We start from the raw sequence: 13333 nt of genomic DNA, 5'->3' as shown, positions 1-13333 counted from the left end.
TGATGCGGCGCAATAAGATGTGCCGACACAACAGTTGACGCGTCAAGCTATCCAAAAAACATACACGTTTAAAATCAATAACTTACGCGTATAATCTTGACGATTAGACGCAACCCTCGGATCCAGAATACGGGTTTTCCCTAGATCGCACCCAGGGTTTCCGCTAGAATTCGTTTTGCGGCGCATCAATAGTGCGCCGTACCTCGCATTCTAAGGAGAACCCATCATGAACAAGCATTCGACCCCCATCAACGAGCCGATCCTGCCGTCGGGCCGCTCGCTGTCGTCCGGTCATTCGCCTGCCATGGTGCGTGTCCTCACCTCCGCCGACCGCGAGCGTCTGCTGAGCCACTTCCTCGCGCTCGACACCGAGGATCGCCTCCTGCGCTTCGGCCAGGCCGCACCGGACCATGTGATCGAGAACTATGTCCGCTCGATGGACTTCACGCGCGACACCGTGTTCGGCGTGTTCGACCATCAGCTGCAGCTCGCGGGCGTCGGCCATCTGGCCTATCTGCCGGCAGACGGCAACGGCCGCACGGCGGAATTCGGCGTCTCCGTGCTCGAAAGCGCACGCGGCCAAGGCATCGGCACGAAGCTGTTCGAACGTGCCGCTATCCGCAGCCGCAACACGCACGTCACCACGCTTTACATGCACTGCCTGTCGCGCAACTCCACGATGATGCACATCGCGAAGAAGTCGGGCATGAAGATCGAGTACGCCTACGGCGAAGCCGACGCGTATCTGTCGCTCGAGCCGGCCGATCAGAGCAGCATCATCGCGGAAATGCTCCAGGAGCAGGCCGCCGTATTCGACTATGCACTCAAGCGTCAGGCGCGCCAGGCCTCCCGGCTGATCGAGACGATCCTCCCCCAAGCGGTCGCGGCATGACTCCTGCCCCATTGGGTGAAGTAAATTGAAAAAAGCGGCTTCGGCCGCTTTTTTCACATCTGGGGGCGCTCATCTTCCCCGAGATCGCAGCGAATCTCACCGCGTTTCTCACAAGATCGGTAGCGCCGTCGTCTCCTTGAAGGTCTGGAGCGAAAAGCTCGACTTCACATCGATCACCGACGGGTGGTGCAGCAACTGGTCCTGCACGAAGCGCGAGAAGTGCGCCATGTCCTCCACCTGCACGCGCAGCAGGAAATCCATGTCGCCCGTCATCGCGTGGCACGCCACCACTTCCGGCCAGGTCTGCACCGCCGCGCGAAACAGCTCCGCGTGCGTGACCCCTTCGCGCCCCGCTGCCGTGGGCCCGCGCTTTTCCAGCCGCACGTTCACGTAGGCCAGCAGGTCGAGCCCCAGCTTCTGCGCGTCGAGCAGCGCGACGTAACCGCGTATCACGCCAGTCTCCTCGAGCCGCCGGATGCGCCGCAGGCACGGGCTCGGCGAGAGATTCACGCGTTCGGCAATTTCCTGATTCGAGAGCCGGCCATTCTCCTGAAGGATCGCCAGAATTCGCCGGTCGATTGCGTCCAGTTCGATGCTCGCCATTTTCTGCCGTCCAATAACTCAATAGAGGCAGTTTATAGCGCAAATAGCTGGACAAGCGATCCAACTCGCAAGTTTTCTCCCAATCTGGACAGCTACACTTTGCCGCACGACATCAGCATTCCGCGATTGCCAAGGAGACAAGCATGCACGTTCCAACCTGGGAAAACCCCGTCGGCACCGACGGCTTCGAGTTCATCGAATACACCGCACCGGACCCGAAGGCGCTCGGCAAGCTGTTCGAGAACATGGGCTTCACCGCCGTGGCGCGCCATCGCCACAAGGACGTGACGCTCTATCGTCAGGGCGATATCAACTTCATCGTCAACGGCGAACCGGATTCGTTCGCGCAGCGTTTCGCGCGCCTGCACGGCCCGTCGATCTGCGCGATCGCGTTCCGCGTGCAGGACGCCGCCAAGGCCTACAAGCACGCGCTCGAACTGGGCGCATGGGGCTTCGACAACAAGACCGGCCCGATGGAGCTGAACATCCCGGCCATCAAGGGCATCGGCGATTCGCTCATCTATTTCGTCGACCGCTGGCGCGGCAAGAATGGCGCGGCGCCGGGCAGCATCGGCGACATCAGCATCTATGACGTCGACTTCGAGCCGATTGCGGGCGCCGATCAAAATCCGGTCGGCCACGGTCTCACCTACATCGACCACCTCACGCACAACGTGCACCGCGGCCGCATGAACGAATGGGCGGAGTTCTACGAACGCCTCTTCAACTTCCGCGAAATTCGCTACTTCGACATCGAAGGCAAGGTGACGGGCGTGAAGTCGAAGGCGATGACCTCGCCCTGCGGCAAGATCCGCATTCCGATCAATGAGGAAGGCGGCGAGACGGCCGGCCAGATCCAGGAATATCTGGACGCGTACCACGGCGAAGGCATTCAGCACATCGCGCTCGGCAGCAACGACATCTACCGCACGGTGGATGGCCTGCGCGCCTCGAAGATCGCGCTGCTCGATACGATCGACACGTATTACGAGCTCGTGGACCGCCGCATCCCGAACCACGGCGAGCCGCTCGATGAGCTGAAGAAGCGCAAGATCCTCGTCGACGGCATGCCCGAGGACCTGCTGCTGCAGATCTTCACGGAGAACCAGATCGGCCCGATCTTCTTCGAGATCATCCAGCGCAAGGGCAATCAGGGCTTCGGCGAAGGCAACTTCAAGGCGCTGTTCGAATCGATCGAGCTCGACCAGATCCGCCGCGGTGTGGTGAAAGACAAGGCCTGAACTTCACGGAAATCCGCGATTTCAAGATAAAAAAGGGCGAAGATCGCACGATCTTCGCCCTTTTTAGCTTTGGAATCCGCCGCCGCACACCTCGGCCACGGATTCGGATGAATGGAATGCTGCGCGGATCAGCGCGGCATCAGGATTAACGTTTGACGCTCTGCTCGGCCTGCGCCGACGGGACGACGGCGCTCGAATCAGCCTTCGTGCACAGCGTGTACTGCGCGCACGCGGTCGATGCATTCGTGCCGCTCTGGGTGCGGGCATTCGAATGCAGCGGCGCGCTCATGGCGAAGAACGCGGCCGAAACCGTCAGAAAGGTCTGGATATGTCGATTGTTCATGCGGTACTCCTTTTTCAGACTGCCTGTCACTGGGCAATGCCACGTTCGCACCCTGAATGAATCGGGGCGCGTCGCGGCTCGCACAGGTGAGGGAGTTAGACAGGATATTCAAGAGCGGTTCCGCCACGGTGCAACTTTTACACGCTGTTACTTCACACGAAACTCCGATACATCCTTTGTTACACGGGCCCTTCAGGGCTCTTACGAGACTGACGAATCGAGCCCGACAGAGCGTCTCGGCTCGCATGATTCATGCAGGGTTTCCCGTGGAGGCGGCGGGTTTGCCCGAGTGCTACCATCGATTAAAAGAAGCCATGATGGCGAGCCCCGGCCGACGCGTTCACAAGACGCTGAGGCCTTGAAGTTCTGGCGATCCCACAACGGATTGGTTGGATGGAGGAAGACACATAATGAATGCCCCGCTAGACGCCGGTCAGCGCGCTTCGCTCGAAGCCGCACTCGCTTCCGTCACGCTCGACGATAAATACACCCTCGAACGCGGCCGCGCCTACATGAGCGGCATCCAGGCGCTGGTGCGCCTGCCGATGCTCCAGCAGGAACGCGACAAGGCCGCCGGTCTCAATACCGCGGGGTTCATCTCCGGCTATCGCGGCTCGCCACTGGGCGGTCTCGATCAGTCCCTCTGGAAGGCGAAAAAGCATCTCGCCGCTCACGGAATCGTTTTTCAGCCCGGCGTCAACGAAGACCTCGCCGCGACCGCCGTGTGGGGCTCGCAGCAGGTGAACCTGTACCCGTCCGCGAAATACGACGGCGTGTTTTCGATGTGGTACGGCAAGGGCCCCGGCGTCGACCGCAGCGGCGACGTGTTCAAGCACGGCAATTCCGCCGGCTCGTCGCCGCACGGCGGCGTGCTCGTGCTCGCCGGCGACGACCATGCCGCCAAGTCGTCCACGCTCGCGCACCAGTCCGAGCACCTCTTCAAGGCCTGCGGCCTGCCGGTCCTGTTCCCCTCGAACGTGCAGGAATATCTCGACTTCGGCCTGCACGGCTGGGCGATGAGCCGCTACTCGGGCCTCTGGGTGGCGATGAAGTGCGTGACCGATGTGGTCGAATCGTCGGCGTCGGTGGAAATAGATCCGCATCGCACCCAGATCATCCTTCCGGAAGATTTCGCGATGCCCGAGGGCGGCCTGAACATCCGCTGGCCCGATCCACCGCTCGTGCAGGAAGCGCGTCTGCTCGACTACAAGTGGTATGCGGGTCTCGCCTACGTGCGCGCGAACAAGCTCGATCGCATCGAGATCGATTCGCCGCATGCGCGCTTCGGCATCATCACCGGCGGCAAGGCCTATCTCGACGTGCGCCAGGCGCTCACCGACCTCGGCCTCGACGACGAAACCTGCTCGCGCATCGGCCTGCGGCTCTACAAGGTGGGCTGCGTGTGGCCGCTCGAGGCCCAGGGCGCGCATGCCTTTGCGCGCGGGCTCGAAGAGATTCTCGTGGTCGAGGAAAAGCGCCAGATTCTCGAGTACGCGATCAAGGAAGAGCTCTACAACTGGCCGGATGCGCAGCGTCCGCGCGTGTACGGCAAGTTCGACGAAAAGGACGGCGCCGGCGGCGAATGGTCGGTGCCGATGGGCAACTGGCTCCTGCCCGCGCACTACGAGCTCTCGCCCGCGATCATCGCCAAGGCCATCGCCACGCGTCTGGACAAGTTCGAGATGCCCTCGGACGTGCGCGCGCGCATCGCGGCGCGCATCGCCGTGATCGAGGCGAAGGAGAAGGCGCTCGCGAAGCCGCGCGTGCAGGCCGAGCGCAAGCCGTGGTTCTGCTCGGGCTGCCCGCACAACACGTCGACCAACGTGCCCGAAGGCTCGCGCGCAATGGCCGGCATCGGCTGCCACTACATGACCGTGTGGATGGACCGCAGCACGAGCACCTTCAGCCAGATGGGCGGCGAAGGCGTGGCGTGGGTCGGCCAGGCGCCATTCACGAACGACAAGCACGTGTTCGCGAACCTCGGCGACGGCACCTACTTCCACTCGGGCCTGCTCGCGATCCGCGCGGCAATCGCCTCGAAGGCGAACATCACCTACAAGATCCTCTACAACGATGCGGTCGCCATGACGGGCGGCCAGCCCGTGGACGGCGTGCTCACCGTGCCGCAGATCACGCATCAGCTCGCCTCCGAAGGCGCCGCGAAGATCGTGATCGTGACCGACGAGCCGGAGAAGTATCAGGGAATCACCACGCTCGCGCCGGGCGTGACGATCCACCATCGCGATCAGCTCGACGCCATCCAGCGCGAGCTGCGCGAGATCCCCGGCACGACCATTCTGATCTACGACCAGACCTGCGCAACCGAGAAGCGCCGCCGTCGCAAGCGCGGCACGTATCCGGATCCGGCGAAGCGCGTCGTCATCAACGAGGCCGTCTGCGAAGGCTGCGGCGACTGCTCGGTGCAGTCGAACTGCCTCTCGGTCGAGCCGCTCGACACCGAATACGGCACGAAGCGCCAGATCAACCAGTCCACCTGCAACAAGGACTTCTCGTGCGTGAAGGGCTTCTGCCCGAGCTTCGTCACGGTCGAAGGCGGCCAGTTGCGCAAGCCGAAGTCGAACAGTGTCGTGAGCGACGCGATGCCGCCCGTGCCGACGCCCGACGTGCCCGGGATCGGCCAGCCCTACGGCGTGCTCGTGACGGGTGTGGGCGGGACCGGCGTCGTGACGATCGGCGCGCTGCTCGGCATGGCCGCGCACCTCGAAGCAAAGGGCGTGACCGTGCTCGACGTGACCGGCCTCGCGCAAAAGGGCGGCGCGGTGATGAGCCACGTGCAGATCGCCAACCGGCCGACCGACATCCACGCGACGCGCATCGCCATGGGCGAGGCGAAGCTCGTGATCGGCTGCGACGCCATCGTGACCGCCAGCGACGACTGCGTCTCGCGCATGCAGGCCGGCGCCACCAACGTGGTGCTCAACAGCGCACCCACGCCCACGGCCGAGTTCATCAAGAATCCGCAGTGGCAGTTCCCGGGCTCCAACACCGAAGCCGACGTGCGCGCGGCGGCAGGCACCGAGAACGTCGCCACCGTCGATGCGAACCGCTACGCGCTCGCGCTGCTCGGCGACGCGATCTACACGAACCCGTTCGTCCTCGGCTACGCCTGGCAGCGCGGCTGGCTGCCGCTCACGCACGAGTCGCTCACGCGCGCGATCGAGTTGAACGCGGTGCAGGTCGAGAAGAACCTCGCGGCGTTCGAATGGGGCCGGCGCGTCGCGCACGACCGGGAGGCCGTGGACCGGCTCGTGAAGCAGCCCGCGCAGGACGCCGATGCCGGCGGCGCGAAGATCGTCGCGCTGCATACGCCCAAGTCACTCGACACGCTCATCGAGAAGCGTGCGCAGTATCTCGCCGCGTATCAGAACGAGGCCTACGCGCAGCGCTATCGCAGCTTCGTCGATGAAGTGCGGCGCGCGGAAGCAAAGCTCGATCGTCCCGATGGCGGCCTGAACGGACAACCGCTCACTGAAGCCGTGGCGAAGAACCTGCACAAGCTGATGGCGTACAAGGACGAGTACGAGGTCGCGCGTCTCTACGCCGATCCGGCGTTCGTCGAAAAGCTGAAAGCGAGCTTCGAGGGCGACTGGAAGCTCAACTTCCACCTCGCGCCGCCGTCGTTCGCGAAGCACGACGACAAGGGCCATCTGGTGAAGAAGCAGTATGGTCCGCGCATGCTCACGGCCATGCGCGTGCTCGCGAAGCTCAAGTTCCTGCGCGGCACGGCGCTCGATCCGTTCGGCCGCACCGAGGAACGCCGCCACGAGCGCGCGTTGATCGGCGAGTACGAGGCGTTCGTGCGCGAAATCGTCGGCGGATTGAGCGAGACGAATCTCCCGCTCGCGCTCGAGCTCGCGAATCTGCCCGATGCGATTCGCGGCTATGGCCACGTGAAGGAGAACAACCTCAAGGCCACGCGCGCGAAGTGGGCGACGCTGCTCGCGAAGTGGCGCTCGCCGGAGAACGGGGCGGCGCGGCACGCTGCTTGATCCTGGCTTTCGCGATGAAGCCGTAAAAAATGAAGGGCGCTCCGCCGAAAGCGGAGCGCCCTTCTCATTGGTGCGGCCAGCGGCGCGCCGTAACGCGCCGCCGCCTCGGAGGCGTCAGTGACCTCGCTGCACTGCGCTTAGCGCGCGGCGGCCTTGTTCACCGTCGCATTAGCCGAAGCCACCGCCGTCATGTTGATGATGCGTCGCACCGTCGCCGCCGGCGTGAGGATGTGCACCGGCTTCGACGCGCCCAGCAGGAACGGGCCCACCGTCACGCCTTCGCCGCCCACCACCTTCAGCAGGTTGTACGCGATGTTCGCCGCTTCCACGTTCGGCATGATCAGCAGGTTCGCTTCGCCCGTGAGCGTCGTGCCCGGGAACGACTGCTTGCGGATCAGCTCGGAGAGCGCCGCGTCGCCGTGCATTTCGCCATCCACTTCGAGCTGCGGCGCGCGTTGCGCGATCAGCTGACGCGCGGCCTGCATGCGCTGCGAGGTCGACGAACGCACGCTGCCGAAGTTCGAGCTCGAGAGCAGCGCGACCTTCGGCGCGATGCCGAACTTCTCGATCTCGCGCGCGGCGAGGATCGTCATGTCGGCGAGCTGCTCGGCGCTCGGCACTTCGTTCACGTAGGTATCGCTGATGAACAGGTTGCGGCCCGGCAGCATCAGCAGGTTCATCGCCGCGTAGTTGTCGGCGTCGGCGGCCTTGCCCAGCACCTGCTCGATGTACTTCAGGTGATAGTCGAAGCTGTTCACGAGACCGCAGATCATGCCGTCCGCGTCGCCCAGATGCACGAGGATCGCGCCGATCAGCGTGTTGAACTTGCGCACCGACGCCTTGGCGACCTCAGGCGTGATGCCCTGGCGCGCGCCGAGTTCGTGGTACGCCTGCCAGCTCTTCTGGAAGCGCGGATCGTCTTCCGGATCGACGATCTCGAAGTCGGTGCCCGGACGCAGCTTCGAGCCCATCTTCTTCAGGCGCATTTCCACCACGGACGGACGGCCCACGATGATCGGCTTGGCGATCTTCTCGTTCAGCACGAACTGCGCGGCGCGCAGCACGCGCTCGTCCTCGCCCTCGGCGAACACGATACGCGCGTTGTTGGCCTTCGCCGCCGCGAACACCGGGCGCATCACCATGCCCGTACGGTAGACGGTCGCGCCAAGCTGCTCGCGGTAGGCGTCCATGTCCTGGATCGGACGCGTGGCGACGCCCGAATCCATCGCGGCCTGGGCCACGGCCGGCGCGATCTTGATGATCAGACGCGGATCGAAGGGCTTCGGAATCAGGTAATCGGGGCCGAATTCGAGCGTGTGGCCTTCATAGGCCTTCGCCACTTCGTCGCCCTGGTCGGTTTCTTCGGCGAGTTCCGCGATCGCGCGCACGCACGCGAGCTTCATCTCTTCCGTGATGGTGGTCGCGCCCACGTCGAGCGCACCGCGGAAGATGAACGGGAAGCACAGCACGTTGTTGACCTGGTTCGGATAGTCCGAACGGCCCGTGGCGATGATCGCGTCCGGGCGCACCTTCTTCGCCTCTTCGGGGCGGATTTCCGGCTCCGGGTTCGCGAGCGCGAGGATCAGCGGCTTGTCGCCCATCTCCTTGACCATCTCGGGCTTGAGCACGCCCGCGCTCGAGCAGCCGAGGAACACGTCAGCGGCCTTGATGGCGTCGCCGAGCGTGCGCGCGTCGGTGTTGGCGGCGTAGCGCTGCTTCGACGGATCGAGATTGCCGCGGCCTTCGTAGATCACGCCCTTCGAGTCGGAGACGAGGATGTTCTCTTTCTTCAGGCCCAGCTTCACGAGCAGGTCCAGACACGCGATAGCCGCCGCGCCCGCGCCCGAGCACACGAGCTTCACGCTGCCGAGTTCCTTGCCCACGACCTTCAGGCCGTTGAGGATGGCCGCCGAGGCGATGATGGCCGTGCCGTGCTGGTCGTCGTGGAAGACGGGGATCTTCATGCGCTCGCGCAGCTTCTGCTCGATGTAGAAGCACTCGGGCGCCTTGATGTCTTCGAGGTTGATGCCGCCGAGCGTGGGCTCGAGCATGGCGATCGCTTCGACGAGCTTGTCCGGATCGTGCTCATCGAGCTCGATGTCGAACACGTCGATGCCGGCGAACTTCTTGAACAGGCAGCCCTTGCCTTCCATCACGGGCTTGGCCGCGAGCGGGCCGATGTTGCCGAGGCCGAGCACGGCCGTGCCGTTGGTCACGACGCCGACCAGATTGCCGCGCGAGGTGTACTTCTGCGCATCGAGCGGCTCGGCGTGGATCGCCTCACAGGCCGCGGCCACGCCCGGCGAATACGCGAGCGACAGATCGAGCTGGTTGGAGAGCGGTTTGGTGGGCGTGACCGAAATCTTGCCGGGCTTCGGATTCTGGTGATACGCGAGCGCGCTTTGCTTCAGTTGTTCATCCATTTTCGGGCCTGCCAGGACGTGAGAGACGAGAGAAGTTTTATGTTCGTAGGCCCGCCGGTTCGCGCGGCGCTCGCAGCCAAACCATAGGCGGAACGGCGCGGGCGAAATGGCGGGGGATTAGTGTACACCCCGCCATGATTGCGGCGAGTCGGGTCAAAGACTGATACCGGGAATTTGTGGCGCCCGCAAATGGCCGTGGCGCTTGCTGTTTATGCGCACCCAATGCGGCCCCTTACGACCCCGATGCGACTCCCATGTGGCATCACAGATGACGTCCCACGCAACGAGAGATGCGGCGTTGCGCCGCACCCCTACCCCCGGTATGCCCGTCCCGCCCGCTCCGGGGCTTACTCGAGCGCGGCGCCGCGCCGTTCAGGAATCAGAAAAAGCGTCGCGAGTATGTCCAGCACATAAATGGCCGCCAGCATGCCGAGCGCCGCCGTGAACGAATAGCGGGCCGCCATCGCGCCAACGGCGAGCGGCCCGAAGCCGCCCACGGCCCGGCCGATGTTGAAGAGCACGTTCTGGGCGGTGGCGCGCGCGGCCGTCGGATAGAGCTCCGAAATGAGCGCGCCATAGCCGCCGATCATGCCGTTCACGAACACGCCCATGGCCGCGCCGCCAATCAGCAGCGCGAATGGCGTGCTCAAGTGCGCATAGACGAACACCATCACCACGGCCCCCACCTGATAGAACAGGAACGCGGGCCGGCGCCCGAAGCGGTCGGCTGCCACGCCGAACAGCCAGATGCCGAGCGCCATGCCGGCGACGGTCGCGGCGGTCCAGAGGCCGGACTTCGTCAGCGAGTAGCCAAAGGATTTCGAAAGGTAGGCGGGCAGCCAGATCATCAGCCCGTAGTAGCCGAAGTTTTGCACCGAGCAGAGCACCGTCACGCCGAGGCTCGCGCGCGCCGTGCGGGCGTCGGCGACCAGCAGGCCGAGCGCGCGCAGCCATGCGCCGCGCGCGTGCGCCGGCGTCTGCGCTCGAGCCTGTGCCATGCGTGCCTGATGCGCGACGAACAGCTCCGGTTCTTCCACGCCCCGGCGCACGACGAACGACACCACGGCGGGCAGGAGGCCAATCGCGAACATGCCGCGCCAGCCGATCACGGGCAAGAGCCACGGCGTGAGCAGCGCCGCGGCGAGCACGCCCACCTGCCAGCCCAGCCCGACATACGACGACGCCCGCGCGCGCAACTGGGCGGGCCAGGCCTCGGCGACCAGCGCCATGCCAATGCCGAACTCGCCACCGAGCCCAATGCCGGCAATCGTGCGGTAGACGAGCAGGTCGGCGTAGCCGCGCGACAGTGCGCAGAGTCCGGTGAACACCGCAAACACGAGGATCGTCCAGGTGAGCACGCGCACGCGCCCGAAACGGTCCGAGAGCAGCCCGAACACGATGCCGCCCACGACCGCGCCCACGAGCGTCCACGTGACGAGCGAGCCAGCTTGCGCACCCGAGAGATGCAGCTCCGCGCTGATGGCGGGCAGCATGAAGCCGAGCATGAGCAGGTCGAAGCCGTCCATCGCGTAGCCGAGCACCGAAGCGATGAGCGCGCGCACGGCGTGGCCGCTCGGCTGCGCCGCATGGGCGTTATCGCTCGTGTGCGGGATGGCGGCGGGCGCGATGGCGGTATCGGCGGGCGTGAGTCCCGACGCCTCGGTAGGCGGCTCGGGACGAGGTTCGGGACGAGAAGCGGCGGTCATTCGGACAATCCTCTTGTTGGGCGCGGGCCCGGCGAAAACCGGCGTGAGTTTACTGGCGGGCCCGCGCAGCCACAACCGCAACAGCCTGGCCGGGCGCCAGGGATTCGGGCCACGGCGCAGGCGGCGCGCGAGCGGCCTCCTCGGGCGGGCCATGCCTTGATCCCACCCTACAAAGCCGCCAGACGCTGCAACAGACACTGTCAGTGCGACTCGTCGGCGAACGTCAAGTCGGGTAAAATACCGGGCTACGCGCGCAAGAGAAGCCGCCCGGAGCGAGCGAGTCGCCTGAAGCCAAACCTCAGACGATCGACGCCATCCTGGCCGCGCATCGCGAGTTCCGGCGCATACCGTCCGGATTCGCCGTGCCAGCGCCATCGGGCCCACGCGAGCGCCCACCTCCCGCACTTCACTCATATCCAAGGATTCGCCCATGACAGGCTACGATCGCCAGACGATCTCTGACGCAACCGCGAAAATGCTGCTCGAAGTGAAGGCCGTGCACTTCAATGCCGAAAAGCCCTTCATCTTCACTTCCGGCTGGGCGAGCCCGGTCTACATCGACTGCCGCAAGCTGATCTCGTATCCGCGCGTGCGCCGCGGCCTGATGGAAATGGCCGAGGCAACCATTCTGCGCGACGTCGGCTACGAGCAGATCGACGCCGTGGCCGGCGGCGAAACCGCGGGCATCCCGTTCGCGGCGTGGCTCGCGGACCGCCTGATGGTGCCGATGCAGTACGTGCGCAAGAAGCCGAAGGGCTTTGGCCGCAATGCGCAGATCGAGGGTCTGCTCACCGAAGGCCAGCGCGTGCTGCTGGTCGAGGACCTGACCACGGACAGCCGCAGCAAGATCAACTTCATCAACGCGCTGCGCACGGCCGGCGCGCAGGTGAATCACTGCTTCGTGCTGTTCCACTACAACATCTTCAAGGAAAGCGTCTCGGTTCTGAAGGACATCGACGTCGACCTGCATGCACTCGCCACGTGGTGGGATGTGCTGCGCGTCGCCAAGGAATCGGGCTACTTCGAAACGAAGACGCTCGACGAAGTCGAGAAATTCCTGCACGCACCGGCCGAATGGTCGGCGGCGCACGGCGGCGCGACCGCGGCACCGCAGTAAGCCCGCGAGCGCGCTGCGCCGGGCTCCCCCGCCAGCGCGCCCCGCTCAAGCAAAAAGGCCATCTGCCCGCAAGGGCGATGGCCTTTTTTCATGCCTCGCGCAATCTCGCGCCGAGGCCGTGTGCCCTCAGGACACGGCTCCACCGGCCGCGCCGTCTTCGGGCGCATGCGACGAGAGATTGAGCAAGCCGTTGCTCTGCGCGTACTGGAACAACTCCGAGTCGCGATCGAGCCCGAGCTTGCGCATGGCCGTGTTCTTCTGCGTGCTGATCGTCTTGATGCTGCGATTGAGCTTTTCGGAGATTTCCTTGATCGTCATGCCGGACACGAAAAGCCGCACCACTTCGAGCTCGCGCTTCGAGAGGATCACTTCCTCGTTCTTGCCGCCGCTATTGATGCGCAATGATTCGAGCGCAACCTTCACTTGCGGGCTCATATATTCGAGACCGCGGCTCACGTGCTGCACCGCGAGGCCGATATGGCTCAGGTCGTCGGACTTGTGGACCACCGCGATCACGCCGAGCTCGCCCAGGCGCTTCAGGAGCGCCGCATTTTCGAGCATCGTAAGGACGACGATGGGAATGTCCTGGAAGTTGCGGCGCAGATAGCCGATGAGCGGCAGGCCGTCGCCGTACTGGCCGCCCGGCATCGCGAGATCGGTCACGAGCACATCGCAGGGCGTGGTCTGCAGCGCCTTGATCAGTTCGGTGGACTGACGGGCTCGGCCGACGACCTGAATGCCCGGAAACTTGAGCAGCGCATGCTCCGCGCCGAACAAGATCACCGGATGATCGTCCGCGACTACGACCCTGATTGGCTGCTGCTGCATCACCCCTCCGTGGAGACAGTCCTGCTTGTCTTTCTTTCTGATCGGCCATCTGCCCGAGACACCCCACACCCCCGATAAAGTCGCTTCCTGTGTGGGCAGGAAAGCAGGCGACTATAGCCGATTTCCGCGCGCGCGCAGCCGTCAGGCGGCCAAAACGCGCGCGCTTATTG

General features: G+C 64.6%; 9 protein-coding genes. 4 read left to right on the top strand and 5 right to left on the bottom strand.

Annotated elements, in window-relative coordinates; genetic code table 11:
- Nucleotides 1-226 precede the first annotated feature (226 nt).
- Complete coding sequence (locus E1956_RS04050) at nucleotides 227-892, top strand: GNAT family N-acetyltransferase (protein WP_134747539.1); 666 nt, start codon at nucleotides 227-229, stop codon at nucleotides 890-892.
- Nucleotides 893-1000: 108 nt separating this feature from the next.
- Here the strand turns inward: E1956_RS04050 and E1956_RS04045 are convergent, their stop codons facing one another.
- On the bottom strand, nucleotides 1001-1495 hold the full coding sequence (locus E1956_RS04045; protein ID WP_134747538.1) for an Lrp/AsnC family transcriptional regulator: 495 nt from the start codon (nucleotides 1493-1495) through the stop codon (nucleotides 1001-1003).
- Between the two features lie 143 nt (nucleotides 1496-1638).
- Between E1956_RS04045 and hppD the strand changes: the two genes are divergently transcribed.
- Nucleotides 1639-2736 (top strand): 4-hydroxyphenylpyruvate dioxygenase, encoded by a 1098-nt coding sequence (hppD, locus tag E1956_RS04040; RefSeq protein WP_134747537.1) that lies wholly within the window; start codon nucleotides 1639-1641, stop codon nucleotides 2734-2736.
- Between the two features lie 145 nt (nucleotides 2737-2881).
- On the opposite strand, the gene E1956_RS04035 is transcribed toward hppD, so the two are convergent.
- Entirely contained in the window at nucleotides 2882-3079 is a 198-nt protein-coding gene (locus E1956_RS04035; protein ID WP_134747536.1) for a hypothetical protein, read from the bottom strand.
- Between the two features lie 410 nt (nucleotides 3080-3489).
- Here E1956_RS04035 and E1956_RS04030 point away from each other — a divergent pair, with 410 nt between their 5' ends.
- A complete protein-coding gene (locus E1956_RS04030) occupies nucleotides 3490-7089 on the top strand; it encodes an indolepyruvate ferredoxin oxidoreductase family protein (protein WP_134747535.1) in 3600 nt (1199 codons plus the stop codon).
- A gap of 137 nt (nucleotides 7090-7226) precedes the next feature.
- Here the strand turns inward: E1956_RS04030 and E1956_RS04025 are convergent, their stop codons facing one another.
- Both E1956_RS04025 and E1956_RS04020 read right to left on the bottom strand, forming a co-directional pair.
- Nucleotides 7227-9512, bottom strand: a complete 2286-nt coding sequence (locus E1956_RS04025; protein WP_134747534.1) for an NADP-dependent malic enzyme — start codon at nucleotides 9510-9512, stop codon at nucleotides 7227-7229.
- 347 nt (nucleotides 9513-9859) lie between these two features.
- Nucleotides 9860-11218, bottom strand: a complete 1359-nt coding sequence (locus E1956_RS04020; protein ID WP_134747533.1) for an MFS transporter — start codon at nucleotides 11216-11218, stop codon at nucleotides 9860-9862.
- A 430-nt stretch (nucleotides 11219-11648) separates the two neighbouring features.
- Between E1956_RS04020 and E1956_RS04015 the strand changes: the two genes are divergently transcribed.
- Nucleotides 11649-12335: an orotate phosphoribosyltransferase gene (locus E1956_RS04015; protein WP_134747532.1), complete on the top strand. Its 687-nt coding sequence runs from the start codon at nucleotides 11649-11651 to the stop codon at nucleotides 12333-12335.
- Nucleotides 12336-12461: 126 nt separating this feature from the next.
- Here E1956_RS04015 and E1956_RS04010 read toward each other — a convergent pair whose 3' ends face one another.
- Nucleotides 12462-13163, bottom strand: coding sequence for a response regulator (locus E1956_RS04010; protein WP_134747531.1), 702 nt, complete (start codon nucleotides 13161-13163; stop codon nucleotides 12462-12464).
- Between the last annotated feature and the right edge of the window lie 170 nt (nucleotides 13164-13333).

It is taken from the genome of Paraburkholderia pallida (genome assembly GCF_004524855.1).
Taxonomy (GTDB): domain Bacteria; phylum Pseudomonadota; class Gammaproteobacteria; order Burkholderiales; family Burkholderiaceae; genus Paraburkholderia; species Paraburkholderia oxyphila.
This window is presented reverse-complemented; position numbering and strand designations above follow the sequence as displayed.